Origin of the sequence: Microbacterium sp. SL62 (assembly GCF_026672635.1) — a bacterium.
Lineage (GTDB): Bacteria > Actinomycetota > Actinomycetes > Actinomycetales > Microbacteriaceae > Microbacterium > Microbacterium testaceum_A.
The window spans coordinates 1,360,415-1,386,987 of record NZ_JAPPRM010000001.1; the positions used below are offsets into that span (position 1 = coordinate 1,360,415).

General features: G+C 73.1%; 21 protein-coding genes. 11 read left to right on the top strand and 10 right to left on the bottom strand.

Annotation, left to right across the window (positions count from 1 at the left end):
- Positions 1-18: 18 nt before the first annotated feature.
- The 4 genes from manA (at position 19) to OVA26_RS06385 (ending at position 5,963) form a co-directional block, all read left to right on the top strand.
- Positions 19-1,173, top strand: a complete 1,155-nt coding sequence (gene manA, locus OVA26_RS06370) for a mannose-6-phosphate isomerase, class I (RefSeq protein ID WP_268103481.1) — start codon at positions 19-21, stop codon at positions 1,171-1,173.
- 146 nt (positions 1,174-1,319) lie between these two features.
- Complete coding sequence (locus OVA26_RS06375) at positions 1,320-1,643, top strand: WhiB family transcriptional regulator (RefSeq protein WP_074694106.1); 324 nt, start codon at positions 1,320-1,322, stop codon at positions 1,641-1,643.
- 88 nt (positions 1,644-1,731) lie between these two features.
- Entirely contained in the window at positions 1,732-4,575 is a 2,844-nt protein-coding gene (locus OVA26_RS06380; RefSeq protein WP_268103482.1) for a glycosyltransferase, read from the top strand.
- On the top strand, positions 4,572-5,963 hold the full coding sequence (locus tag OVA26_RS06385; protein WP_268103483.1) for a DUF5719 family protein: 1,392 nt from the start codon (positions 4,572-4,574) through the stop codon (positions 5,961-5,963). Before OVA26_RS06380 ends, OVA26_RS06385 begins: the two co-directional genes overlap by 4 nt.
- A 21-nt stretch (positions 5,964-5,984) precedes the next feature.
- Here the strand turns inward: OVA26_RS06385 and OVA26_RS06390 are convergent, their stop codons facing one another.
- Positions 5,985-6,416 carry a hypothetical protein gene (locus OVA26_RS06390; RefSeq protein WP_431844593.1) on the bottom strand — a complete coding sequence of 144 codons (432 nt, stop codon included), beginning with the start codon at positions 6,414-6,416 and terminating at the stop codon, positions 5,985-5,987.
- Positions 6,417-6,718: 302 nt separating this feature from the next.
- Between OVA26_RS06390 and OVA26_RS06395 the strand changes: the two genes are divergently transcribed.
- Complete coding sequence (locus OVA26_RS06395; RefSeq protein WP_103206488.1) at positions 6,719-6,925, top strand: DUF3499 family protein; 207 nt, start codon at positions 6,719-6,721, stop codon at positions 6,923-6,925.
- 93 nt (positions 6,926-7,018) lie between these two features.
- Here the strand turns inward: OVA26_RS06395 and OVA26_RS06400 are convergent, their stop codons facing one another.
- Positions 7,019-7,849 (bottom strand): RDD family protein, encoded by an 831-nt coding sequence (locus tag OVA26_RS06400; RefSeq protein WP_268103485.1) that lies wholly within the window; start codon positions 7,847-7,849, stop codon positions 7,019-7,021.
- Positions 7,850-7,865: 16 nt separating this feature from the next.
- On the opposite strand from OVA26_RS06400, the gene OVA26_RS06405 reads away from it, so the two are divergent.
- The 3 genes from OVA26_RS06405 to katG all read left to right on the top strand — a co-directional run bounded on the left by OVA26_RS06405 (position 7,866) and on the right by katG (position 11,682).
- Positions 7,866-8,861, top strand: coding sequence for a stage II sporulation protein M (locus OVA26_RS06405; RefSeq protein ID WP_268103486.1), 996 nt, complete (start codon positions 7,866-7,868; stop codon positions 8,859-8,861).
- 110 nt (positions 8,862-8,971) lie between these two features.
- Positions 8,972-9,433, top strand: coding sequence for a Fur family transcriptional regulator (locus OVA26_RS06410; protein ID WP_268103487.1), 462 nt, complete (start codon positions 8,972-8,974; stop codon positions 9,431-9,433).
- On the top strand, positions 9,430-11,682 hold the full coding sequence (gene katG, locus OVA26_RS06415; protein ID WP_268103488.1) for a catalase/peroxidase HPI: 2,253 nt from the start codon (positions 9,430-9,432) through the stop codon (positions 11,680-11,682). Before OVA26_RS06410 ends, katG begins: the two co-directional genes overlap by 4 nt.
- Before the next feature lie 392 nt (positions 11,683-12,074).
- Here katG and OVA26_RS06420 read toward each other — a convergent pair whose 3' ends face one another.
- From OVA26_RS06420 to OVA26_RS06455, 8 genes are all read right to left on the bottom strand, one after another.
- Complete coding sequence (locus OVA26_RS06420; protein WP_268103489.1) at positions 12,075-13,034, bottom strand: NAD-dependent epimerase/dehydratase family protein; 960 nt, start codon at positions 13,032-13,034, stop codon at positions 12,075-12,077.
- Complete coding sequence (locus OVA26_RS06425; RefSeq protein WP_268103490.1) at positions 13,031-15,709, bottom strand: alpha/beta fold hydrolase; 2,679 nt, start codon at positions 15,707-15,709, stop codon at positions 13,031-13,033. Before OVA26_RS06425 ends, OVA26_RS06420 begins: the two co-directional genes overlap by 4 nt.
- A complete protein-coding gene (locus tag OVA26_RS06430; protein WP_268103491.1) occupies positions 15,706-16,728 on the bottom strand; it encodes a 3-oxoacyl-ACP synthase III in 1,023 nt (340 codons plus the stop codon). The genes OVA26_RS06425 and OVA26_RS06430 overlap by 4 nt, the downstream gene beginning before the upstream one ends.
- A 125-nt stretch (positions 16,729-16,853) precedes the next feature.
- Positions 16,854-18,155, bottom strand: a complete 1,302-nt coding sequence (locus tag OVA26_RS06435; protein ID WP_268103492.1) for a DUF58 domain-containing protein — start codon at positions 18,153-18,155, stop codon at positions 16,854-16,856.
- On the bottom strand, positions 18,155-19,162 hold the full coding sequence (locus tag OVA26_RS06440) for an AAA family ATPase (protein WP_056226876.1): 1,008 nt from the start codon (positions 19,160-19,162) through the stop codon (positions 18,155-18,157). The genes OVA26_RS06435 and OVA26_RS06440 overlap by 1 nt, the downstream gene beginning before the upstream one ends.
- Complete coding sequence (locus tag OVA26_RS06445) at positions 19,159-20,337, bottom strand: DUF4350 domain-containing protein (protein ID WP_268103493.1); 1,179 nt, start codon at positions 20,335-20,337, stop codon at positions 19,159-19,161. The genes OVA26_RS06440 and OVA26_RS06445 overlap by 4 nt, the downstream gene beginning before the upstream one ends.
- Positions 20,334-20,987 (bottom strand): DUF4129 domain-containing protein, encoded by a 654-nt coding sequence (locus tag OVA26_RS06450; protein ID WP_268103494.1) that lies wholly within the window; start codon positions 20,985-20,987, stop codon positions 20,334-20,336. Before OVA26_RS06450 ends, OVA26_RS06445 begins: the two co-directional genes overlap by 4 nt.
- Positions 20,984-22,345, bottom strand: coding sequence for a glycerophosphoryl diester phosphodiesterase membrane domain-containing protein (locus OVA26_RS06455; RefSeq protein WP_268103495.1), 1,362 nt, complete (start codon positions 22,343-22,345; stop codon positions 20,984-20,986). Before OVA26_RS06455 ends, OVA26_RS06450 begins: the two co-directional genes overlap by 4 nt.
- A 162-nt stretch (positions 22,346-22,507) precedes the next feature.
- Between OVA26_RS06455 and mtrA the strand changes: the two genes are divergently transcribed.
- Genes mtrA through OVA26_RS06470 form a run of 3 tightly spaced genes read left to right on the top strand, consistent with a single transcriptional unit; the run spans position 22,508 to position 26,530 of the window.
- Complete coding sequence (gene mtrA / locus OVA26_RS06460; RefSeq protein WP_056226885.1) at positions 22,508-23,188, top strand: MtrAB system response regulator MtrA; 681 nt, start codon at positions 22,508-22,510, stop codon at positions 23,186-23,188.
- 7 nt (positions 23,189-23,195) lie between these two features.
- Positions 23,196-24,875, top strand: coding sequence for an MtrAB system histidine kinase MtrB (gene mtrB / locus OVA26_RS06465; protein ID WP_442786052.1), 1,680 nt, complete (start codon positions 23,196-23,198; stop codon positions 24,873-24,875).
- Positions 24,872-26,530, top strand: a complete 1,659-nt coding sequence (locus tag OVA26_RS06470; RefSeq protein WP_268103497.1) for an LpqB family beta-propeller domain-containing protein — start codon at positions 24,872-24,874, stop codon at positions 26,528-26,530. The genes mtrB and OVA26_RS06470 overlap by 4 nt, the downstream gene beginning before the upstream one ends.
- The last annotated feature ends 43 nt before the right edge of the window (positions 26,531-26,573 follow it).

The window sequence follows — 26,573 nt, forward strand, 5'->3', positions numbered from 1 at the left end:
GCACATTATGCTGACGCCGTGCTGATCGCCATCTCGAACACCCCCCGCGACTACGCCTGGGGGAGCCCGACCCTCATCGCCGACCTGGAGGGGCGCGAGCCCACCGGGGCCCCCGAAGCCGAGGTGTGGTTCGGCGACCACCCGGGATCGCCGGCCGAGGTGCACGACGGCTCCGCCCGCACGCTCGACGCGTGGCTGCCGGCCGTCGCGGCCGAGCAGGGTGTTCCCGCGAAGCTGCCGTACCTGTTGAAGCTCCTCGCCGCGGGAGCTCCCCTCTCGATCCAGGTGCACCCCTCGAAGGAGCAAGCGGTCGAGGGCTTCGCCCGTGAGGAGCGTGCCGGGGTTCCCCGCGATGCGGGGGAGCGCAATTACAAGGACGACAACCACAAGCCCGAGGTGATCGTCGCACTGAGCGACACCTTCACCGCCCTCGCGGGGCTCCGCGACCTGGAGCGCACGCGTGCCCTCGTCTCGGCCCTGGGTGACGCTCCCGCCGTCGAGACCCTGCGGGCCCACCTGGCCGGCGACGACCCGCTGCGCTCCGCGATCGGTTGGCTGCTCGGCGAGGCCGAGCGCGCCGAGATCGAAGAGATCGTGGATGCCGCGGCCTCGGCCGAGGCGCCGGAGTTCGGCGCCGAGCTGGCCCTGACGCGGTCGCTGCACGCGGCGTACCCCGCCGACCCGGGCATCGTGGTGGCCCTGCTGATGAACCTCGTCGAGCTGCGCCGCGGGGAGGCGATCTTCGTCCCCGCCGGCGTCCTGCACGCCTACGTCGCCGGTCTCGGCGTCGAGATCATGGCGGCGAGCGACAACGTGCTGCGCGGGGGCCTGACACCCAAGCACATCGACGTGTCCGAACTGCTCGCCCTGGTCGACTTCCGGCCGGCCGAACCCCCGTTCCTGCGCCCGGTCGCGACGGGGGAGAACGCCGAGGTCTTCGCGCCCGGGATCGCCGACTTCGCGCTCGGTCGCTTCGAGGTGGGCGCTGTGGGCAGCCTGGAGCTCCGCGGTGTCGCGATCGCCCTCGGCGTGACGGGCGAGACCGTGCTCACGGGCGCCTCGGGGCGGAGCATCACCGTGCTCCCGGGTCAGGCCGCCCTCGTCACGCCCGACGAGTCCCCTCTCGCCGCAGACGGTGGCGGCGAGGTCTTCGTCGCCATGCCCGGTGCGTGAGAGCCGCGACACGCCGGGGACGCGGCTAAAGGTTCACCTCGCCCTTGAGGGTTTACGATCCGCGACTTGACTCAGCGGAATGACACGGGTGTAATTATGACTGCGCGGAACCGCGTCATGGGGGCTTGAACGAGGCGGAGGACGATATGGCGACGTCGCAGTACCGGTCCGGTGTCCCGGAGAATTGGTTCGTCGATCCGGTCGATCTCGGTGTACCAGGCGTTCGCCGCGACATCGACTCCACCGAAGAGAACACGCTCGCCTGGCAGACCGATGCGCTCTGCTCGCAGACCGACCCCGAGGCGTTCTTCCCCGAGAAGGGCGGCTCGACGCGAGATGCCAAGCGCATCTGCACGTCGTGCGACGTCAAGTCGGAGTGCCTCGAGTACGCGCTGCAGAACGACGAGCGCTTCGGCATCTGGGGCGGCCTCAGCGAGCGCGAGCGCCGCAAGCTCAAGCGTCGCGCCTGATCCGCGTCATCCGTCCGCTCGAGCGATCCTCGCGCCGACGGCGCGGCGTCCGTGATCAGGGGAGCACGCGCTTAGGCTGATCCGCGTCATGCCCGCCCGTGTTCACGCCATCCTCGTCGTGCGTCCCGAAGGACGCACTCCTGCAGCGAACCATCTGGAGCGCACCCTCGCGGCCCTCGCCGCCCAGACCCGCCCCGTCGACGCCCTCACGATCGTGCTGTGCGGCTCCGACCCCGCTCTGACGCGTCTCGCCGCCTCCTCCGGCGCGGAGGGCGTGATCACGGCTCCGGCCGGCACCTCGTTCGCCGCCGCCACGGCTCTGGCCACCCCGCGCCTCACCGGCGATGCGGTCTGGCTGCTCGCGCAGGACACCGCGCCCGGCCCCGACGCCCTGGTGCGCCTGGCCGGCGCCCTCGAACTCTCGCCCCCGCTGGTCGTCGCGGCCCCCAAGCTCGTGGCGTGGGACGACCGCGACGCGATCCTCTCGCTGGGCGTGAGCATGAACCGCTACGGCGGCACCGTCGAGCTCGCGGCCGGCGAACTCGACCAGGGACAGCGCGACGGCGATGCCGACGTGCTCGGCGCCGACGTCCGCGGCCTGCTCGTTCGCCGCGACGCCTGGACCGCCCTCGGCGGTCTCGACCCCGCGCTGGGCGGCGCCGACGAGGGGCTCGATCTGGGCGTGCGCGCACGTCTCGCGGGCCACCTCGTCTCGCTCGTGCCCGCCGCCCGTGTCGCCGTCGCCGGCGACGGGGTCGCGGCGATGGCCCGCGGTCGCCGCCGCGCGCGGCGCCGCGCCTTTGCGACACGGACCGCGCAACTCCACCGCCGCCTGGTCTACGCGCCCGCTCCGGCGGTGGCGCTGCACTGGCTGTCGTTGCTGCCGCTCGCCCTGTGGCGCACGATCCTGCACCTGGTCTCGAAGGTCCCGTACCGCGTCCTTCCCGAGTGGGGGGCGACGCTGCTCGTCATGGCCCGACCGGCGGCCATCGCCCGGGCCCGTCGTCGCATCCGCTCCTCGCGGGTGGTCGGATGGTCACGGCTCGCGCCGCTCCGGGTCTCCCGCTCGGAGATGCGGCTGCGCTGGGAGAGCGACGTCGCCGACCCCGACGCCCCCGTGCGCTCGGAACTGCGCTTCTTCGTCGGCGGGGGAGCATGGGCTGTGCTCGGCGCCCTCGCGGTCTCGGCGGCCCTTTTCGCCCCGTTGCTGGCGTGGCCCGTGCTCGGCGGGGGAGCCCTCGCCCCGCTGCGCCAGAACGTCGCCCAGCTGTGGCAGGACGCCGCCTGGGGAGCGCGCCCCCTCGGCCTGGATGCCATCGGCCCGGCGGACCCGTTCTCGGCTCTCGTCGCCCTGATCGGCACGCTGTCGCCCGGTGACCCCTCACGCGCGTTCGTCGTGCTCTGGGTGCTCGCCCTTCCGCTCGCGGTGCTGGGCGGGTGGTTCGCCGCGACCCGCGTGACCGAGTCGTCGATGCTGCGCATCGTCGCCGGTGTCGCCTGGGCGCTCGCCCCCACCTTCCTCGCCGCCCTCACCGAGGGGCGGCCGGCCGGTGTGCTCGTCCACCTGCTCCTGCCGTGGCTCTTCTACGCCGCGTGCGTGGCGCATCGCTCGTGGGCGCCCGCGGGAGCGGCCTCCCTCCTGCTCGTCGCCGTCCTCGCGTGCGCGCCCTCGCTCGCGCCGGCGGTCGTGGTCCTGTGGTCGGCGGCGCTCGTCGTCGTCGCGCTCGTGGCCGGCCGCGGTGTCGCCCGCGTCGTGTGGCTCCTGATCCCCTCGGCCGTCGTCTTCGCCCCGCTCGTGTGGACCCAGGTGCGCGCCGGCAACCCCTGGGGCCTGCTCGCCGACCCCGGCATCGTCTACGCGGGAGCCGAGGCCTCGGCCACGCCGCTCGGCCGCGCGCTGTTGGCAGCCGGGTTCCCCACGTCCGACCCGGGCGGGTGGGCCAGCCTGACGGAGGGACCGGTCTGGTGGGTGGGCCTGCTCGTGGCCCCTCTCGCGGTCCTCGCCGTGCTCGCCGTGCTCACGCCGCGGTGGATCACGGCATCCGCCCTCATCGTCATCGCCGTCGCGGGCCTGGCCACCGCCTTCGCCGCGGTGGGGATCGCCGTGTCGTTCGACCACTCCGAGCCCGTGCCGATCTGGCCGGGAGCGGGACTGAGCCTCGCGTGGATCGGTCCCGTCGGCGGGGCCGTGGTGGCGCTCGACGCCGGCATCCCCGCGCGCGTCCGCGTGCTCCGCCCCGTCGGCGCGCTGCTCGCCCTCGCCGCTCTCGCCGTCTCGGTCGCCCCGGCCCTGACCGCGCAGACCGCAGGCCCCGGCACCGACCGCTCCGTCCTCACGAACGGTCCCGTCTCGACCCTCCCGGCGTTCGTCGCCGCCGAGGGCCGCGGGTCGCTCGACATCGGCACGATCGTCCTCGACCCGCGCTCCGACGGCCTGCGCGTACAGGTGGTGTGGGGCGGGAGCGCCACCCTCTCGGGGCAGAGCACCGTCGAAGCCACGCGCACCACGGCCGACGATCAGGACGTCGAGCTCGCGGCCCTCGCCGCCGACCTCGTGACTCCCTCCGCCGACGACGTCGTGTCGCGGCTCGCCGCACGCGGGATCTCGTTCGTGCTGCTCGAGTCGGCTCCCGCCGGCGAGGACGACGTGATCCGCGGCACGCGACTGGGCGCGGCCACCTCGCTCGACCAGCGCGACCTGCTCGACCCCGTGGGAGCGACCACACGCGGTGACCTGTGGCGGGTGAACGCGGCGATCACGCCGCGTCCCGCGCTCGACGACCACCGTCTGGGCCTCCAGCGACTCGTTGCCGTCGGTTCGCTCGGTGTCGTTCTCGTCGCCCTCCTGCTCGCGGTGCCCACCGCGGCCTCGCGCCGGGTCGCCCGCCGGACGCCGCGCATCGTCGGCCCGAACCCGGGAGGATCCCGATGAGCGAGCGTCGTCTCGTCCGTGTCGCCGCCACGAGCGCCCGCGTCGTCGCGGGAGCCGCGGTGGCGACGGCCGCCGTCATCGGCACGGTCGTCGGCATCGCCGCGCCCTGGCCGCAGTACTCCGCGACCCCCGTGCGCGTGCAGGCCACGCCGGCCCCCGGCGATACGGTCCTGGCGTGCGACGGTCCGCTGCTGGCCCTCGGGCGGAGCGCCGACTCCGCGAGCTCGCTGAGCTCGGCGGCCGGCCAGCAGGTGGTCAGCGGTCCCGCCGACTCCGACGCCTCCTCGACCGCGCTGACGGGGGCGACCTCCGACGCCTCGGGCGACGCCGAAGCCCTGCGCGCGGCCCCCCGTGACGGCGTTCCGTCCCCGCTCGCCGCCGCCGGGTCCGCCACGGCCGCCGCGAGCGACCTCGTCGGTTTCGCGGCATCCGCCTGCCGCCCGCCCCTGGCGGAATCCTGGCTCGTCGGGGGCGCGACCACGACGGGCGCCAACGATCTGGTCGTCCTCGCCAATCCCGGGGCCGTTCCCGCGACCGTCCAGCTGTCGGTCTACGGTGCCAAGGGGGTGTCGGATCCTCCCAGCGGTCAGAACCTCGTGGTTCCCGCGGGCGGTCGCCGTGTCGTGCCCCTTGCGGGTCTGCTGCTCGGAGAAGAGAGCCCGGTCGTGCGCGTCGTGTCGTCGGGCGCCCCGGTGCACGCGTCGCTGCAGGCGCAGCTGACGCGTCTGCTGCTGCCGGGCGGGGTGGATCAGGTGGCGCCTCTCGCACAGGCCGACACGCGACTGGTCATGCCGGGCGTGCAGGTCCTGGCCGCGGACGCCAGCCAGGCGGGCACGGTGCTGCGCCTGCTGTCTCCCGGATCCGACGCTTCGGCGACCGTGACGCTCGTGCCGAACGACCCCTCGGTCAGCGCTCCCGCCCCCACCGACATCCCTCTCACGGCGGGGCTGCCCACCTCGGTGAACCTGTCGGGCGCCGCTGCCGGCGCGTACACGGTCGACGTGTTGGCCACCGCGCCGATCGTCGGGGCGACGTGGTCGACCACCGGTTTCGGCGAGGGCTCCGATTTCGCCTGGTACGTCCCCGCGCCCGCCATCTCGACGCCCAGCGATATCGCCGTTGCCTCGGGTGTGGGCGCGAACCTGGTGATCGCCGGCGGCGACACCGACGCGACCGTCACCCTCACCCCCGCGGATGGCGGCGCCGCGGTCACCACGGCCGTCGCCGCCGGCGCCAGTGTCGCCGTGCCGGTCGCGGCGGGCGTCTACCGTCTCGAGACGGGGGCGCCCGTGCGCGCGGCCGTGACGTACGCGGGCGCCGGAGCGCTGGCGTCGTACCCCCTGTGGCCGGCGGATGCCGCGGCCTCGGCGCTCACGATCCTGCCGTAGCGTCGCGCCGCCGGGTGCGGGTCAGAAGAAGCGGAAGCGTTCGGGGCCGAGGTCCCACGGGTCGCGGTCGAGGTACTCGGCGGCCGCCCGGAAGACCGCGCCCTCGATCATCATCCGCCGGTGCAGGTCATCGTCGTGATGGGGGTGACCGAGGCGTTCGATCGGCACGCGGTAGAGGATGATGCGCTTCTGTTCGCGCAGGACGGTCCAGCGCGGGATGCCGTCGGCCGCGGCGGGAGGCATGATCCCGATCTCGAACGAGACCTCGCGCAGGTCGGTCCAGGCCGAGCGGAGGAACTCGGCCGCGGCGCCGACCGCGATGTCGAATCTCTCGACGCGCGTGTCGATCGGGGGCAACGGCGGGCGTACGACCGGGCTGCGATTCTCACGGCCGTGACGACCGTGCCGCGAGGGGCGGGCCACGGGTCGCGCTTCGCGGGATCGGCGACGCATCATGGGCCCATCCTACGTTCGGGGGCCCGGCTCGGTCGTGCCGTGTCCCCCGCTCGTCGACGCCGGAGTGATCGGCGGGCCGGGGTCCCGGTATCCGGACCGGGGTTGTCCGGGGCGGCCTCGGCGCGTCGCATGCACGACGGGGGGACGCCGCTGAGAGACCGATGCCGCCGGTGTGTCGGGTCGGGGGCCCGCCGATGTGCCCCACCCCCGGTCTGGATGCTGCCGCCCGGGCGCCGGCATGCGCTTCGAGCGGCGCGGCGTCCGCGCGGTGTCGGAGGGGTTGACTAGGCTGACCCGCGATGCGCGACAGACTCTGCTCGAAGGTGGGATGCGCCCGCGAGGCGATGAGCACCCTCACCTACGACTACGGCGACCAGATGGCGGCTCTCGGCCCCCTCGGTCCCGCGGGGGACCCGCACGCGCACGATCTGTGCGCGATTCACGCCGACCGGCTGTCGGTGCCCAAGGGCTGGGTCGTCGTTCGTCACGAGACGCTGCGCACCTGATCCGCTGACGGCTCTCGGGCGTGAGCGTCCCTCAGACGCGCGTCGCCGGGAATCGCCGCTTACGGCGCGTCCGAAGCGACGATCCTCGGCGACTCACGCCTTCTCGGTGAGGGTCGCCGCCCGATCGTTCTCGAGCAGCAGCGCGCGGTACTCGCGGTCCCGGCGCACCGCCGAGACCGCCCGCACGAGCCCCTCCGGGTCGGACGGGGGCAGCGGTGAGACGAAGGGACGCACGGCCTCGGCGAGCGAGGCGGCGACGCGCACCCGGGCGGCCGGCTCGAGCGCGTCGGCCCCGCGGACGAACTGCGCGACGCGCGCGGCCAGTCGATCGGGCAGGCGCGACACGTCGGCGATCGCGGCCCAGGACTCCCAGCCGGCGGGCAGGCCGGGGGCCGGATCAGGAAGACGGCGCGTGCGGGTGCGCTCGCTCGCGGTGCCGGCGAGCAGGTCGCCCAGGCGCTGGGCGCGCGGGGTGAACATGCCGACGACCGCCGCGATCGCGCCGAGCGTGAACCACACCTCGAGCACCCCGGTGAGCGAGCGGATCAGGGCCTGGCGGAAGCCCGCGGCCCCGCCGTCGGTACGGACGATGCGCGCTCCCACGGCGAGGCGGCCGAGGCTCCGGCCGCGCGAGAGGGTCTCGACGGTGGTGGGGATCGCGACCGTCACGAGCACCAGCAGCGAGATGACGCCGATCCGGACGGCGGACTCGGGCAGGGTGCCCGCCGCGACCATCGACACCAGCAGCAGTGCGCCGCCGATGAGCAGCACGACCCCGACGAGGAAGTCGATGACGGCGCCGACCGCGCGTAAGAAGAAGCCGACGGGCTGGACGTCGAGGGCGACGGCCTCTCCGGTCAGCGTCTCATCGGCGCTCGTGTGGACGAGGGCGACCGCGGGAGCGGGGGTCGACGACGAAGCCATGCGTACAGTTGACCACATGGACCTCGACGCCCTGACGGCCGCCCGGCGCGACGAGTGGGCGCGACTCGACGAACTGGGCCGCCGTAAACGCCTGAGCGGCCCCGACGTCGACGAACTCGTCACCCGTTACCGCGCGGCCTCGGCCGACCTGGCCGACATCAAGACCTCGGCCGGACGCACGCCCGAGGGCGACTACGTCTCGATCCTGCTGGCGCGGACGCGCCTGCGTCTCACGGGCGTCCGCGACAACGTCCTGCGGCAGCTGCCGCGCTTCTTCGTGCTGCAGCTGCCGGCGGCGTTGTATCGCGTGCGCTGGAGCACGCTCGCCGTGACCCTGAGCTTCCTCGTGGTGGCGACGCTCGTCGCCCTGTGGATCTCGGGCGATCCCGCGGCCGTGGCGGCGCTGGGGGAGCAGAGTCAGTTGCAGAACTACGCCGACGAGCAGTTCGTGAGCTACTACCGCGAGAACCCGAACGCCATCTTCGCCGGGTCGGTGTGGACGAACAACGCCTGGATCGCGGCGCAGTGCGTGCTGTTCGGGGTCACGGGCATCTGGCCGCTCATGGTGATCATGCAGAACGCCGTGGGGGTGGGGACGTCGGCGGCGATCATGTTCTCGTTCGACCGCGGCGACCTGTTCTTCCAGTTCATCCTCCCGCACGGTCTGCTAGAGCTCACGGCGATCTTCGTCGCGGGAGGGGCGGGCCTGCAGATCTTCTGGGCGTGGGTCGCCCCGGGCCGGCGGACGCGGGCGGAGGCGCTCGCGGCGGCGGGTCGATCGCTCGCGACGGTGGCCGTGGGCCTGGTCTTCGCCCTGGCCCTGTCGGGCCTCGTGGAGGGATTCGTGACCCCGCGCGAGTGGCCGTGGCAGATCAAGATCGCGATCGGCGCTCTGGCCCTCGGGGTCTTCCTGTTCTACATGCTGGTCGTGGGTCGACGCGCGGCGCGCGTGGGCGAGACGGGTGATCTCACTGAGTACGAGGCGGGCACTCCGACGTTGACGGCGGGGTGACGGCATCCGGATGCCGTGTGCTCCGCGCCATGACGACGATCGGGTGAGCGTTCCCGAGCGTTTCCCGGCGTGTCATTTTTGATTCACTCAAAAATAGATACGCTGGTCGCATGCTCGACAGTCGGCCGGACGCTCCCGCGGATGCCCTCATCCGCGGGGCGGGTCTGCGGGTGACGGCGACACGCATCGCCGTCCTCGAAGCCCTCCGCGCCCGGCCGCACGCCACCGCCGACGCCGTCTACGACGGGATCGTCGGCACTCTCCCCGGAACGAGCAAGCAGTCGGTGTACAACGCGCTCGGCGACTTCGCCGACGCGGGACTCGCCCGCCGTATCGAACCCGCCGGCCACGCCGGAACCTTCGAACTGCGCGTGGGCGACAACCACCACCACGTGGTGTGCACCGGGTGCGGCCGCATCGACGACGTGGACTGCGTCGTCGGGGCCGCGCCGTGCCTGCACATGCCGGCGGGAAGCGGCTTTCTCATCGAAACCGCAGAGGTGACGTTCTGGGGCGTGTGCTCCGATTGTCGGGCGAAGTCCGAAGCCGAAAAACCGAGAGGATCCCGATGAGCGACGCTCTGAACGGGTGCCCCGTCTTCCACGATGGTGCCGCCCCCGACGACAACCGACTGCCCGTGGGCGAAGCCCCCGCCGACAGCGAGCCCGCCGGCGCCCTGCCCCACCCCACCCAGGGATCCGCCAATCGCGTGTGGTGGCCCGAGAGCCTGAACGTCAAGATCCTCGCCAAGAACAACGCTCTGCGCGACCCGCTCGACGAGGGCTTCGACTACAAGGCGGCCTTCGAGGCGCTCGACCTCGCCGCCGTCAAGAGCGACATCCAGCAGGTCATGACGACCTCGCAGGACTGGTGGCCCGCCGACTTCGGCCACTACGGCCCCCTCATGATCCGCATGGCCTGGCACAGCGCCGGCACCTACCGCGTGACCGACGGTCGCGGCGGCTCGGGCGCGGGCATGCAGCGCTTCGCCCCGCTGAACAGCTGGCCCGACAACGTCAACCTCGACAAGGCCCGTCGCCTGCTGTGGCCGGTCAAGAAGAAGTACGGCCAGTCCATCTCGTGGGCCGACCTGATGATCCTCGCCGGCAACGTCGCGCTCGAGGACATGGGCTTTTCGACCTTCGGCTTCGCCGGTGGCCGCACCGACGTGTGGGAGCCCGACGACGACGTGTACTGGGGCCCCGAGACCACGTGGCTCGGCGACGAGCGCTACACGGGCGATCGCGAGCTCGACAAGCCGCTCGCCGCGGTCCAGATGGGCCTCATCTACGTCAACCCCGAGGGCCCCAACGGCGAGCCCGACCCGCTGAAGTCGGCACGCGACATCCGCGAGACGTTCGGTCGCATGGCCATGAACGACGAGGAGACCGTCGCCCTCATCGCCGGCGGCCACACCTTCGGCAAGACGCACGGCGCGGCGAGCGACTCGCACGTCGGCCCCAACCCCGAGTCCGGCGACATCGAAGACCAGGGCTTCGGCTGGAAGAGCGACTTCGGCAGCGGCAAGGGCGACGACACGATCTCCTCGGGCCTCGAGGTCACCTGGACCTACCACCCCACCCGCTGGGACAACGAGTTCTTCCACATCCTCTTCGGCTACGAGTGGGAGCTCTTCCAGAGCCCCGCGGGCGCCCACCAGTGGCGGCCCGTCAACGGCGGGGGAGCCGACATGGTGCCGCTCGCACACTCCGAGGGACGCCGCGAGCCCCGCATGCTCACCAGCGACCTGGCCCTGCGCGTCGACCCCGCGTACGAGAAGATCTCGCGCCGGTTCCTCGACGACCCGGCGGCCTTCCAGGACGCCTTCGCCCGCGCCTGGTTCAAGCTCACCCACCGCGACATGGGACCGCGCGAGCGCTACCTCGGCTCCGAGGTGCCCGCCGAGGTGCTCGTGTGGCAGGACCCCGTGCCCGCGGTCGACCACCCGTTGATCGACGAGGCGGATGCCGCCGCCCTCAAGAAGCGCATCCTCGACAGCGGTCTCACGGTGCAGCAGCTCGTCACCACGACGTGGGCCGCGGCATCCACGTTCCGCGGCAGCGACAAGCGCGGCGGCGTGAACGGCGCGCGCATCCGCCTGGAGCCGCAGAAGAGCTGGACGGTCAACAACCCCGAGCAGCTGGCATCCGTTCTCTCCGTGCTCGAGGGCGTGAAGGCCGACTTCGACGCGCAGGGCGAGAAGAAGGTCTCGATCGCCGACCTGCTCGTGCTCGCGGGCAACGCCGGTGTCGAGCAGGCCGCCCTCGCCGGCGGCGTCGAGGTCGAGGTGCCCTTCGCCCCCGGCCGCACCGACGCCTCGCAGGAGCAGACCGAGATCGAGTCGTTCCGCTGGCTCGAGCCGGTGGCCGACGGCTTCCGCAACTACGCCTCGCGCGAGGCGCGTCTGCCCGCGGAGTTCCTGCTGCTCGACAAGGCCAACCTGCTGACGCTCACGGCTCCCGAGATGACCGTACTGGTCGGCGGCCTGCGCGCGATCGGTGCCAACTGGGACGGCAGCGACTGGGGCGTGTTCACCGACACCCCCGGCGCCCTGACCAACGACGTGTTCGCGAACCTCCTCGACCTCGGCACGACGTGGAAGCCGCTCGACAGCGGCAAGCACGCGTTCGAGGGCACCAAGGACGGCTCGGGCGAGAAGGTCGGCATCGGCACCCGCGTCGACCTGGTGTTCTCGTCGAACTCCGAGCTGCGCGCGCTCGCCGAGGTCTACGCCTCGGACGACGCCAAGGAGAAGTTCGTGCGCGACTTCGTCGCCGCGTGGCGCAAGGTCACCGAGCTCGACCGGTTCGACCTGGTCTGAGCCCGGTCCGCTGCGGCTCGGTCGTCGCGGCATCCGGAAGGCCCGTCCCCTCGCGGGGCGGGCCTTCCGCGTCTGCGGATGGCACCCGCGCGGACGTGACGCAGGACTTCCATGCTCCCGGGTGGCCGGACCGGCCGTGGCGGCCGCATCGCCGACGCAAGTCGTGCGTTGCGCCGCAGGGGCTGCGGTGCCCGGGGGCGGACGGCCGGATCGGGCGGGACGCACGCGCGTGTGCCGGGTCTGGGGCCCGCGCGGGACACAACACAGGAACGGCCGGGCCCGGGGCGCCGATTCGGTGGATCGGACCGCGCTGAAGGCGCGGAAGTCCTGCGTTGTGCACGCATGCCGCGCGCGGCGGCTTCAGGGCGGCGGAGGGGCCGGATGCCGCGGGGTCAGGCGCGCGCGAGGCGGCGGAGGCCCTCGTCCAGTGACACGGTGGGACTCCACCGCAGGTCGCGGCGGATCTCGGTCTGGTCGAACCAGTGCGCGGTCGACAGCTGCTCGGCGAGGAAGCGGGTCATGGGCGGTTCGTCCTGACCCGGACGCACGGCCCAGACCCGCTCGATGAGCGAGCCTGCGGCTTTGGCCACTCCCGCGGGCACGCTGAATCGCGGGGGAGTGACGCCCGAGGCGCGGCAGATGCCGGCGAGAAGGTCGCCGACCGGCCGCGGTTCGCCGTTGGTCAGCACGTAGGCGCGCCCGCTGACCTCGTCGACACGGTGCAGGGCGGCCACGATCCCGGATGCCGCGTTGTCGACGTACGTGGAGTCGATGAGCGCCGTGCCGCCGTCGAGCAGGGGCAGGGTGCCCCGGCGCGCGCGGGCGACGACGCGCTCGATGAGTTGGGTGTCGCCCGGGCCCCAGACGAGGTGCGGGCGGATCGCGACGAGGGCCGTCCCCCCGCCGGCGCGGGAGAGCGCGAGCACCTCTGCCTCGGCCTTCGTGCGGGCGTATTCGCCGCGCGCGGCATCCGGATCAGCGAGCTCCGCGCCCACGCCCGCGAGAGCGTGTCCCGCGTGCGCGACCGACGGCGACGACACGTGCACGACGCGCGTGACGCCGGCCGCCGCGGCGGCGTCGAGCAGGGTGCGGGTGCCGTCGACGTTCACGGCGCGGAACTGCGCGGGGTCACCGGCGAGCGAGACCTTCGCCGCGAGGTGGACGATCCCGTCGATGCCCTCAAGGGCGGATGCCACGGCATCCGGATCCGTGACCGATCCGAGCCGGTCGTCGGCGCCGTCGACGCCCGAGGGGCGGCGCTGCAGGGTACGCACCTCGTGGCCCGCGTCGTGGAGAGCGCGTACGACGGCGCGGCCGAGGAAGCCGGACGACCCGGTGGCGAGGACCTTCACGGCGCCGTCGGCTTCTCTCCGGCCAACACGCGCTCCGCCCACCGGGCCAGGCGCGAGCGGTCGATCTTCGAGTTGTGGCGGATGTCGGTCGGGAGCGTCGGGACCACGAGCACGGCCGCGAGACGCTGCGACGTCGCCGCGCGGACCCTCTCGGTCAGATCGGGGGATGCCAGACCGGGGCGCCGCACGCCGGCTTCGACGACCGTCACGACGACCTGTCGGCCCACCGGTCCCACGCCCACGGCCGCGGCGCGTTCGACGGCGGGAACCGACTCGACGTTCTGCTCGATCCCGACGGGAGTGACCGGGCCGTCGGCGGTGGTGATCACGTGGGGGAGGCGCCCCTCGATCCAGAGGCGGCCGTCGACGTCGAGGTGACCGACGTCGCCCGTGCGGTGCCAGCGTTCGGGAAGCCCGCGCCGGGCCTCGCGGTCGGTGAGGTACAGCCGGAAGTAGCCGCGCTTGAGGTGGGGCGCCGAGATGACGACCTCGCCGGTGACCCCGGCGTCCGTCCGGGGTTCGCCCGCGGCGCGACCCTCGGCGTCGAGGGCCGAGATGCGCACCTGGCCGGTGCCGAGCGGGCGGCCGACGCAGACCCCGCGGTCGCCGCGCGCCTGTTCGATCTCGGGCAGGGTCACGTCGGCGACGAGCAGGCACTCGGTCATGCCGTAGGGGGTGTGGGCCACGGCGTTCGGCATGAGCTCTTGCGCGCGGCGCAGCAGATCGACGCTCACGGGGGCACCGGTCGAGAGGAACGTCTCGACCTTCTCGAGGGCCGCGCGGTCGTCGCGGGTCAGGTCGGACGCCGTCGCGACGACGTTCGAGACCGCCGCCGGCGACAGGAACACGATCCGCGCGTCGGACGCCCGGACGGCGGCGGCGACGGCGGCCGCGGTCAGGGTGCGCGGGGCGGACACGTCCATGTCGGGCGTCGCCGAGCGCGTGCCGAGCGCCGGTCCGAGCAGGGCGAAGGGGGCGAAGCCGGTGACCAGGCCCGTTTCGGCGGTGACGCCGAAGTGCGCGGCGAGGGTGTCGCGCAACGCGGTCAGCTGCGCGTGCGTGTACACGACGCCCTTCGCCGGTCCCGTCGAACCCGAGGTGAAGAGCACCGCCGCGTCGGCGTCGGGGCCCGGGGCAGCGGGCACGGCGCGGCCCCGACCGGCGCGGGCCAAGTCGGACAGGCTCGCTTCGACACCAAGCGCGCGGGAGGTGACGGCGGGAAGGGCGGCGGCCGAGATCCGACGCCCCGGCCAGCCGAGGGTGCGAGCGGCGGCGAGACCCGCGACCTCGCCGATGACGACGTCGGGGACGGCGCCGCGCACGGCGCGCGACAGACCCCGAATGCCGAGACCCCGGTCGGCCACGACGACCACGGCACCGATGCGCAGGCACGCGTACAGGGCGGCGGTGAGGGTCGGGCCGGGCTGCACGAGCAGCGAGACACGGTCGCCCGCGCGCACGCCGAAGGCATCGAGTCCCGCGGCGAGCTCGTCGACGCGGGCGGACAGCCGGCGCCAGCTCACGCGCAGCGGTGCCCCGTCGCTCTCGGTGGTCATGTCGATGACGGCGGTGCCGTCGTCATCGCGCCGGGCGTCGAGAGCGTCCCACAGATGGCCGGAGGGCGCGGCGGCGGCTTCGGGGGCGGGAACGGCGGCGGCGCGCTTCGCGGCGGCGGAGCGACGCGAACGGGTCGCGGGGGCGACGGCATCCACGACCTTCTCGTCGAGCCAGTCGAGCACGACGTCGGCGTACGGGCGCTCCTCGGCGACCAGGTGGCCTGCCCCCTCGAAACGGTGCACGTCCGCGTGCGGCAGGCGGTCGATGAGGTCGTCGAGGTGGTCCTCGCCGAACACCGGGTCCTTCGGACCGCGCAGCAGCAGAGCGGGCACCTCGAGCTCGCGCAGACCCGCCGACATGCGGTGCAGCGCGGGCGTGCTCTCATGCTCGGGGGTCGCGGGGATGTCGGCGACGAAGCCGCCGATCCCGCGGCGACGGGCGACGGTGGCGTACGGCGCCCGGAACGCGGCCGTGACCGCCGGATCGAGCTCGGCCAGCGCCAAGGTGGTGTCGAGGAACGCCGTCGTGCCCGTCGTGCCGGCGGCGAGCAGGCCGCGAGCCGTGGCCACGCGCAACGCGAACGGCAGCGACGCCCCCTCGGGATGGTGCACGGCGGTGTTCAAGGCGATCACCGCGGCGAGACGATCGCGATGCTCCACGGCCCAGCCGAGCGAGACCGGCCCGCCCCAATCGTGACCGATGGTCACGATCGGACCCCGGATGCCGAGACCCTCGACGAGAGCGTCGAGATCGGCGATGCGCTGGGCCAGGGTGCGCCGCAGCGAGGATCGCTCCGAGAAGCCCATCTCGAGCTGGTCGACGGCCAGCACGCGCCACACGGCCGCTCCGGCTTCGGCGCGCGCGAGGGAGGCGTTCACGAGGGCTCGCCACAGGTACGACCACGTGGGATTGCCGTGTACGGCGACGATCGTGCCGATCGGCTCGACGCCGCGCTCGGCGAGGGCGTCGCCCGTGTCGAGGACGTGCCAGAGGCGCGTGGCGCCGGCATCGGCGAGGACGCCGTCGACGCTCACGAGGCGCGACAGGGCCGGGTCGAGCCCGGGCAGACCCGCGGGGGGAAGCGTGGCCTGGGGTCCTGTGACGCGCGCGAAGCTCACCAGGCCAGCTCCAGCATGCCGGTGTTCAGGCCGGAGCCCACTCCCATCAGGAGGACGCGATCACCTCGGCGCAGCGTCTTCTGCTCGGCGGCGAGCGTGATCGGGATCGAGGCCGGGCCGACATTGCCGAGGGCGGGGTAGGTCACGGGGACGCGCTCGCGATCGAGCTTGGCGGCGCGGACGATGGCCGAGGTGTGCACGGAGGACACCTGGTGCGTGATGTAGCGGTCCATGCCGGTCCACGAGAACTCGCCCTTCGCCTCTTTCCAGGCGGAGACGACGAGGTCGAGCCCGCCCTTGAGCAGGGCCTTGGCGTCGGTGAACATGCCGTCGACGCTGCCGACGCAGAGGTCGTAGAACTGCGTCGCGGCGCGCGTGACGCCGCCCACGATGCGGTGGCCCTCGGGGTGGTCGCTCGCGCGGCCGAGGACGGCGGCGGCGGCTCCCGAGCCGAGGGTCAGGGAGGCGAACTCCTGCATGAAGGCGTCGCGGTCGAGGTCCTCGCGGACGAGGCGGTTGATCGTGTTGACCTGGATCTCGTCGGCATCCTCACCGTTGACGATGAGGGCGTACTTGACCTGACCCGACTGGATCATGCCGGCGGCCAGGCTCATGCCGTTGATGAAACCGAGGCACGCGTTTGCGACGTCGAAGTTGATCGCCGAGCTCGGCAGGCCCAGGCCGTGGTGCAGGCGCACGGCCACCGAGGGCTCGAGGTGCTTGCGCGTCACCGAGGTGTTGATGATCAGACCGATCTCGCTCGGGTCGACGCCCGCGTCGGCGAGGGCCTGCTTACCGGCGGCGATCGTCGCCTCGTCGGAGGACTCGCCCTCCGCCCAGTTGCGGCGCTCGTTGACGCCCGCCACGCGACGCAGGAGTCCCGGCTTGAGCTTCAGGCGCTGCAGCGCCGGGGCGAGACGGTCTTCGATGTCGTCCGACGTCGTGACGCGGCTGGGCAGGACGCTCGCCACCGAAACGAGGGCCACATCGTCGAAGTGCGTGGTGGCGTTACCTGGCAAGAGATCTCCCGCATCCTGTGCGTAGACGGCGCAGCCGGGCGCGGAGGGAACGCATCGACGGCTGGAAGGGTACCCCCCAGGATAAGCCGCGAGATATGTCGCAGGCTGCATGGGGGGTGGGTGTGCTACAGCCGACCGGCGGCCTTCAGCGCCAGGTAACGGTCGGCGACGAGGGGCGGCAGGTCGTCGGCCGATGCCGAGACGGCGTCGCCCCCGGCGCGCACGATGGCCGCGGCGACCCGCTCGGCGTCGTGACGTGCCCGCTCGATCGCGGCGGCGGCGTAGACGTCCGACGCGTCGCGGTGCACCGGGGTGTCTCCGGGGCCGTCGGTGGCGGTGGCCACCAGCAGGCGCGAGCGCGAGGCGACCGCGGGGAGCGAGGCGAGGAAGGCCCGCGCGGCCTCGGGGTCGTCGGCCGCCGTCAGCAGGACGACCAGCGCCGGGCGCACGGTGAACCCGCGGACGTGGGCGAAGGCGGCATCCCAGTCGGTGTCGATGAGCTGCGGGTCGACCGGGGCCATGGCATCCACCAGGGCGGGAAGCAGCTGGGTCCCGTCGACGCGGGTGACGCGCGCCCGGGGCAGGCGGTCGAACATCAGCAGGTGCACGTGGTCGCCCGCGCGCGTCGCCAGCACCGATAGGAGCAGGGCCGCTTCCATCGCGGCGTCGAGGCGCACCCCGTCGCCCACGCGCGCAGCCGCCGTTCGACCCGTGTCGATGACGATCACGACGTGTCTGTCGCGCTCGGGCCGCCAGGTGCGGAGCATCGTGGTCCCCGCGCGGGCGGTGGCGCGCCAGTCGATCGATCGCACGTCGTCTCCGCGCACGTACTCGCGCAGGCTGTCGAACTCGGTGCCCTGCCCGCGCACCTGCAGGCTCGTGTTGCCGTCGAGTTCGCGGAGCCGGGCGAGACGAGACGGCAGATGCCGCCGCGAGGTGAACGGCGGCAGCACGCGGATCCGGGCGGGGGCGTCGACGCGCCCCTGCCGGCCGGCCAGCCCCAGGGGGCCCAGGGCGCGCACCACCACGAAGGCGCTGCGCAGCTCTCCCCGACGGCGGGGGAGCAGCGGCAGGGGGGCGGCACGCCGCTCGCCCGGGGGAACCGTGAAGCGCTGGCGCTCGTCGGGGGCCCCGGCCGTCGGCTGCCACGCGTCGCGCACGCGCGCGCGCAGCAAGCGGGTACCGAGGTTGCGGACCCTCAGCTCGCCGGCCACGGGTTCATCGCGCAGCGCCCGCTCGGGGTGCGTGCGCGTGATCTCGACGCGACGCGGATCGGCCGCGAGCGTCGTGTCGACGACCGCCAGCACGACGCACAGCAGGACCCATCCGCCGGCGACCGCCCACGCCGGAACCCCCGCCGTACTCAACAGCACGAGGGGGACGACGCCGAGGGCGACGAGCAGGGCGAGACGGCCGGTGACGAACATCAGATGGGAACGCGGGTCTGCTGCAGGACCGAGGTGAGGATGGCATCCACCGAGACGCCCTCGATCTCGGCCTCGGGGCGCAGGCGGATCCGGTGGCGCCACACGGGCACGAGCATCGTCTGCACGTGGTCGGGTGTGATCGCGGGGTAGCCGCTCAGCCAGGCCCAGGCCTTGGCCGCGGCCAGCAGACCCGTGGAGGCGCGGGGGCTCACCCCCACCAGCACCGAGGGGCTCTGGCGGGTCGCGCGGGCGAGGTCGACGACGTAGCCGAGCAGGTCGTCGTCGACGGCGACGGATGCCGCGGCACGCTGGGCCGCGAGGATCTGCGGCGCCGTGACGACCGGCGCGACACCGGCGTCGTCGAGGCGGCGCGGGTCGAAGCCGGAGGCGTGCCGCCGCAGCACGTCGACCTCGGCGTCGCGACCGGGCAGGTCGACGACGAGCTTGAGGAGGAAGCGGTCGAGCTGCGCCTCGGGCAGGGTGTAGGTGCCCTCGTGCTCGATCGGGTTCTGCGTCGCGGCGACGAGGAAGGGATCGGGGAGCGCGCGGCTCTCGCCGTCGGACGACACCTGTCGCTCTTCCATGGCCTCGAGCAGCGCCGCCTGCGTCTTCGGGGGCGTGCGGTTGATCTCGTCGGCGAGCAGCACGTGGGTGAAGACCGGACCGGGGCGGAACTCGAAGTTCCCCGCGCGGGCGTCGTACACGAGCGACCCGGTGACGTCGCCGGGCATGAGGTCGGGCGTGAACTGCACCCGGCGGGTGTCGAGGCCGAGGGCGCGGCTGAAGGAGCGCACGAGAAGGGTCTTGGCCACGCCGGGGACGCCCTCGAGGAGCACGTGCCCCCGGGAGAGGAGGGCGATGAGCAGGCCCGTGATGGTTCCGTCCTGTCCGACGACGGCTTTGCCGACCTCGAGGCGGACCCGGTGCATCGCGTCGCGCAGCTCCGCGTGGTCGTCGCCGCGCGCGACGGGGGCCGCGGCTGCGGGGGTCTCGGGGCTGTCGGTCATCGGGTGGTCCCTTCGGTTCGGACGGCGGCGCGCACGCTCTCTTCGAGGTCGCGGAGGCGATCGGCCGCCGCGACGAGTTCGCGGTCGGTGCGGGGGGTGTCGTCGACGAGAATGCCGCGCACCTGGGCGCGGTCCGCGCCGAGGCGTTGCGCCACGGCGTCGGCGACGTCGTTCGGCGAGGTGCGCGTGGTCAGGCCGAGCAGTCGGCCCAGGCGCGACCGGGCGGCGCGGCGCAGCTCGTCGAGCGCGTGCGCGGCGTCCTTGGACGAGGCGTACAGACGAGCGCGACCCTCGGTGGTCTCGGTGGCGCGGACGGTGACGGGCAGGCGCTCGGCGACGAGGGGCCCGAAGCGACGGCCGCGCCAGATCGCGGCCGCGAGGGCCGCGGTCAGCAGCAACAACAGGGCGGGCGTCACCCAGTCGGGGGTGAGGTCGCCGAGGGTGGGGGCGGTGGTCCCCTGATCCGCGTCGGAGAGCGAGGGGACGTACCAGACCACGGAGTCGGTCTGCCCGAGCACGCCGAGGGTGAGAGCGGCGTTGCCGTCGAGGGGGAGAGCGGTGTTGGTCAGCACCGAGAGACCGTCGAGGGCCGTCACCGTCGTGCCGTCGGCCGCGACGGAGCGGAGGAGTCCGAACTCGCCGTCGACGGGATAGCACCCGTCGACGTCGTCGCCGGGACGCAGGAGCTCGCCGACGCGGGCGGTTCCGGCGTTCGCCGCGGCGGGGAGGGCGCACTCGGGACCCGTCGCCAGGTCGGCGGAGAAGCCCCCGAGCGCCGAGCCGTCGAGGAGGACGTCGAGAGCGCGGGAGCGGGGCTCGACGAGGACCACGTGGGCGGCGCGTCCGGCCAGATCGCGCAGGCCCTCGTCCGACAGCATCGGCGCGTCCCGCATGACGAGGGTGGCCCCGCCGCCCGCGAGGGCGCGCTCGGCGGCGGACCGGTCACGGGCGACGGTGACCGTGACCCCCTGCTGTTCGAGGATGCGCACGGCCGCGCGGCTGCCTTCGGGCCCCGCCGACTCGGGATCGAGGATCGCGCGCTGCGTGTATCCGCCGAAGACGAGGGTGCCCCCGACGAGGGCCACGACGAGGAGCCCGACGACGAGTGCGACCCACCCGAGCGCGGCTTTGCGCCGGGAGCGCACGGGAGCGGCGGTCGCCGTCGGCGCGCTCATCGGGGTGCCACCGGCAGAGCGCGGGCGCGCACCGCCGCGTCGTCGAGATCGGCCACCGCGCGGTAGCGCTCGGCGGTGCCGGGGCGGCGGAGGTATCGGACGTCGTCGAAGGTCGTCGCCGCCGGATCGAGCAGGGGGACGAGCGAGGGCAGAGCGGTGGCCGTCTCGCGGGCGAACGCGCGCACGGTGGCGCCCGGCGGAGGGTCGACGAGCCCGCGTTCGGTAAGGCCGCGGGCGACGGCCCGGAAGCGCAGCACGATCGCTTCGTCCCATTCGCCTCTGCCGGCGGCGGCGGCGGCGTCGGCGCGGAGTTCGTCGGCCGAGCGCGCATCGTCGTCGTCGAAGAGCGCGCGAGCCGGCTCGGTGGCGCGCGTCGACAGCCGCGGGCGGCCCCAGATCAGGATGCCGACGATGATCGCGGCGACCACGATGACGCCCAGCACGATCAGGGCCGACGGCCCCCATCCGCCGGTTTCAGGGACGCGCAGGAGGTCTTCGAGGAACCGCCCGACCGCTTGCGAGATGCGGTCGATGAACGTGGGCTCGGCGGCCTGGTAGGTGGGATCGCGCAGTTCCTGCTCGGCCCATTCGCGAGCCTGGTCGGGGTCGGGGAGCAGCGGGAACGCCGCCGCCAGCACGGTGGGGATCACGCGTCTTCGCTCGACCCGGGGGCGGCCCACGTCGTTCGCGAGCGGTCCGCTGCGGGCGGCGAGGGCTCGGTCGTCGCGCCGGGCGCCGGCACCTGCGGGACCGCGGGTCCCTGCGGTGGCGCGTAGCCCTGGGGCGCCGGTGGGCTCTGCGGTGCCGGCGGGCCCTGCGGCGGCGCGTACCCCTGCGGCGCGGGGGCGTAACCTCCGGCCGACGGTGCACCGTATCCGGCGGGTGCGGCGTACCCCGCGGTGCCCACCGGCGGCGCGTAGCCCGCGAACGCGGGGGCGGCGCCGAACGGCACGGGGGCGGGGCGCTCGACGACGCGACCGACTCCCACGAGGTAGGGGTCGTTCAGGTCGCTGGCACCGGCGTCGCGGGCCTCGACGTACGACTGCAGGTCGTGATCGAGCGCCTCGACGCGCATGCGGGCGTCGACGTAGACGAGGACGGCGGAGGTCGACTGCACCACGAGGGCGATGCACTGGACGAGGAGGATGCCGAACTGCCCGACGACCTGCAGGGCGACGAACCCGATGACGGCGCTGACGTCGCTGTCGCCCGTGGGGGCGATGATGGCCGGCACCAACCCGCTCACGAGGCTGAGGGGGATCGAGATGATCTGGGCGACGAGGCCGAACGCCATCGAGATCACGATGATGACGCCGAGCGTCGACCAGAAGCGCCCCCGGGTCAGCTGCCACGACCGGGCGATCGCCCGGAACACGGGGGCCTGCTCGAGGATGATGACCGAGGGGACGAGGAACAGCTTCGGGGTCAGCCACAGGGAGAGCGGGATGAGCGCGAGGAAGAACAGCACGCCGACGAGCGCTCCGACCCAGGTCGCGGCGATCACCAGCAGCGTCACGATCCCGGCGAGCACGCCCACCACGATCACCACGACGCCGATCGTGAGAGCGCTGTAGCCGATCAGCCGCCAGAACACCGGGCGGACGCGGCCCCAGACGGCCCGCAGGGTCGGCTTCTCGGAGACCACCGCGTGGGCGACCTCGGCGACGACGACGCCCTGGACGACGACGCCGAGCGCTCCCGACAGCACCCCCAGTACGAGAGCGGTGATACCGGTCAGCGCGACCGAGCCCGCGGTGATCGCGTCGAACTCGTCGCTGCCCGGGGCGACGGTGTCGAGTCGCGAGAAGCTCGCGATCGCCACCCCGCCGATCGCGACCGTCACGAGGATGTACGCCACGGCCTGCACGACGAGCGCGAACCCGAGCAGCACCTTGGGGTTGTGCCGCAGAGCGACGAACGAGCGGGCCAGGATCGTGCCGAACCCGTAGGGGTGCAGCGGGACGATGCCCGGTCGTGATGCCGGTGTCCAAGCCGGGTACGCGGTCATGTGGGCCCCTCCTCGTCACATGGCGGTGTCCTCATCGTGTCACACACCCCCGACACGCACCCCTGTCGCCCAGGCAGGTCGACTACTCTCGATATGACGCGCCCTCACCCGGGGCGCTCCACCCGTCCCCGAGCGGGTTCGAGACGGAAGACCTGCACCCGAATGACTTCACGGATCCTGGTGGTCGACGACGACACCGCGCTGGCCGAGATGATCGGCATCGTGCTGCGCACCGAGGGATTCGACACGGTGTTCTGCGCGGACGGCGCCCAGGCCGTGGACGCCTGGCGCACCGAGCGTCCCGACCTCATCCTGCTCGACCTCATGCTCCCGGGCGTCGACGGCATCGAGATCTGCACGCGCGTGCGGGCCGAGTCCGGCGTGCCGATCATCATGTTGACGGCGCGCACCGACACGGCCGACGTGGTCAAGGGCCTCGAATCGGGTGCGGACGACTACATCATGAAGCCCTTCAACCCGAAGGAGCTGGTCGCGCGCATCCGCACGCGTCTGCGTCCCGTGCAGGCCCCCGTCGACGAGACGCTGCGCATCGGCGACCTGGTCGTCGACGTCGCCGCGCACGAGGTCCGCCGCGGCGACGTCCCGATCGCCCTGACGCCCCTCGAGTTCGAGCTTCTCGTCGCCCTGGCCGAGAAACCGCAGCAGGTGTTCTCCCGCGAGATGCTGCTCGAGCAGGTGTGGGGCTACCACTACAAGGCCGACACGCGCCTGGTCAACGTGCACGTCCAGCGACTGCGCGCCAAGATCGAGGCCGACCCCGACAACCCGCGCATCGTGACGACCGTGCGCGGCGTGGGCTACCGCGCCGGCGCGGTGGCCTGATCCCCTCATGACGGGGGCGGTGCGCACCCTCCCGCGAGTGCGGGGATGGCGGGATTGGCGCATGGTGCGCGACCGCCTGGCCACCCTGTGGCGCCGCTCGCTGCGGTTCCGCACCATCGTGCTGACGGTGACGCTCACGGCGGCGACCATCCTCGTGACCTGCGTCGCCATGGCGCTCGTCATCCAGAACGAGCTGTTCACGGCCCGCAAGGACCAGGTGCTCCTCGAGGCCCAGCGCGCCACCGCGGCGGCCCAGGCGACCCTCGACGCCGCCGTCGACTCGACCGATCCCGCCGCCGCGCAGACGTTGATGAACGGCATCGCGACGCGCCTGTCGCAGCAGTCGTCGAGCGATCTCATCGCGCTGTACCGCATCGGGCCGCCCTCGCCCCTGGCCCCGCAGCCCTTCATCTCCCCGGCTTTCGAGTCGAGCATGGTGACCGATGCGCTGCGTACGCAGGTGCAGTCCAGCCCCGATCTGCAGTGGTGGCAATCGGTGGCGCTGCCCGCCGACGACGGCCGTGAGGTTCCCGGCATCCTGGTCGGTCATCAACTGCGTTTCCCCGCCGAGGACGGGGTCGATTCCTACGAGCTGTACATGGGATACGACCTCACCAGCGCCTCGCAGACCCTCGCGTTCGTGCAGGTGCTGCTGTGGGTGGTCGGGCTCGTCCTGGTCCTGCTGATCGGTGCGATCGCGTGGTTCGTCCTCCGATCGGTGACGACCCCGATCGCGGATGCCGCCGAGACCAGCGCCAAGCTCGCCGCGGGTGATCTCGGGGTACGTCTGCCGGTGCGCGGCGAGGACGAGTTGGCGACCCTGAACCGTTCGTTCAACGCGATGGCCGACAGCATCGAGTCGCAGATCAAGGAGCTGGCCGACCTCTCGCTCGTGCAGCAGCGCTTCGTCTCGGACGTCTCCCACGAGCTGCGGACGCCCCTGACCACGATCAAGCTCGCCGCGGACATGATCAACGATCAGCGCGAGGAGTTCGATCCCGCCACCGGCCGCGCGGCCGAGCTCCTCCACGCGCAAGTGCAGCGCTTCGAGGTGCTGCTCACCGACCTGCTCGAGATCAGCCGGTACGACGCCGGGTCCGTGCAGCTCGAGCTCGAGCCGACGAGCCTGGCCCACCTCGCCGAAGACGTCATCCTCTCGATGGAGCAGCTCGCCGAGGGGCACGGTTCGGACGTGCGCCTGGTCGCGCCGGGCGGGTACACCCCGGTCGACATGGACGCCCGGCGCGTGCGCCGGATCGTGCGCAACCTCCTCGGCAACGCCATCGAGCACGGGGAGGGACGCCCGATCGTGGTGTCGGTCGACAGTGATCGGGATGCCGTGGCCCTCGGCGTCCGCGACTTCGGTCTGGGCATGCAGCCCGACGACGTCGAGCGCGTCTTCGACCGCTTCTGGCGCGCCGACCCCTCTCGCGTGCGCACCATCGGCGGCACGGGCCTCGGCCTGTCGATCGCGCTCGGCGACGCCAAGCTGCACGGGGGGACGCTGTCGGTCTGGTCGGAGCCGGGGCGCGGCTCGAACTTCGTGCTCACGCTCCCGCGGGCCGGCGAGCCGGTCAGCAGTTCGCCCCTGCCGCTCGTCCCCGACGACGAGCAGGGCGGGGCCCTGGAGGCCCTGGGGCTCACGCAGCCCATCTCCACCCGTCCGGGAGTGAGGAAGACGACATGAGACGCGTTATCGCCTTCGTCGGCCTCGCCCTCGTCCTCGTGCTCACCGCCTGCACGGGCCTGCCGACCTCCGGGTACGTCAACCCCGGTCGCGGCCCGCAGGTCGACGACACGCAGGCCTTCGCGTTCGTCCCCGACGGGCCGCAGGACGACGCGTCTCCCGCCGAGATCGTGGAGGGGTTCCTCCGCGCCGGCTCCGGTCCCGCCGACGACTGGGCCACGGCGAAGCTGTTCCTGGCGTCCGGGACGCAGTGGGATCCGCGAGCGCGGGTCACGATCGACCGTCTGGCCGATCGCCGCGCCACCGCGAACGCCGACGGCACCGGGGTGACGGTCTCGCTCACGACGATGGCGGGAGTGGATGCCAACGGCGCCTACGCTCCGACGGCCTCGGGGACCGCGGAGACGCTGTCGTTCACCCTCGCGCGCGTCGACGATCAATGGCGCATCACCTCGGCGCCCGACGGGGTCGTGCTGTACGAGGAGGTGTTCCCGACCGTCTACCAGTCGGCATCCATCGCGTACTTCGATCCCACGTGGAGTTTCATCGTCCCCGACGTCCGCTGGTTCCCGCGGGCGCTGGTGGCCAGCCGGGTGGCGACGGCCCTGGTCGACGGTCAGCCGAGTGCGTGGCTCGCGGGGGCGGTCAAGACGGCGTTCCCCGACGAGCTGTCGTTGGTGGGGCGGTCGGTGACGCTCTCGTCGAGCGGGGTCGCCCAGGTGCAGCTGCCGCGGGCCGCTCTGAGCCTCGACCGGACGACGCTGGACCGCATGCAGACCCAGCTGTCGAAGAGTCTCGTCACGGCGGGGATCAGCGACGTCCAGATGACGGTCGAGGGCACTCCCGTCCCCGCGTCCGAGGTGTCGGTCCGCGTCACGCGCGTCGATCCCTCTCCGGCCGTGCTCACGACGGCGGGGGCGTTCGGCGCGCTCGCCGGCGACACGGTCGAGTCGCTCGGCGGGCTCTCCGACGCGATCGAGTCGCTCTCGCCGGCCTCGGTGGAACTCGAGGCCGATCGGAGTCTGGCGGCCGTCCGCACGCAGCAGGGCACCGTCGCGAGCGCGCTCGCCGACGGGCGCACCTTCCTCCTCGACGAGCGCTCCGGGCTCATCGCGCCCACGATCGACGCCGAGGGGGCGATCTGGAGCGTGCCGAGCGCCGCTCCGACGCAGCTGCGGGTCATCACGGCCGAGGGCGTTCCGCGCAACGTGGGCAACGCGTGGCCCGATGCCTCCGAGATCAGTGCGATGCAGATCTCGCGCGACGGCACGCGGGTCGCGGCGATCGTGACGGTCTCGGGTACGCGCGAGGTGTGGGTGGCCGGCATCCAGCGCGAGGGCGGCGAGGTGGATCTCGGGGTTCCGCACGTGCTGTCGTTCGCGCAGCAGGGGGCGTTCGATCTGGCGTGGCTCGACGACACCACGGTCGGAGTCCTGGCCGATGTCGACGGCGCCAGCCGTCTGCGCGAGCTCAATGTGGGGGGCCGGGGCACCGAGGCCGCGGCACCGGACGGCGCGACGACTCTCGCCGCCGGCAGCACGAGCGTCCGCGTCCTCGACGACACCGGTCGCCTCTACAGCCGTCGCGGCAGCTCGTGGACCCTGGTGGCCACCGGCATCCGCGTGCTCGCCGCCCAGCAGGGCACGACCTCCTGACCCTTCTCCCCAGCGCGCTCGTCCGGGCAGTTCCGCCCCGATG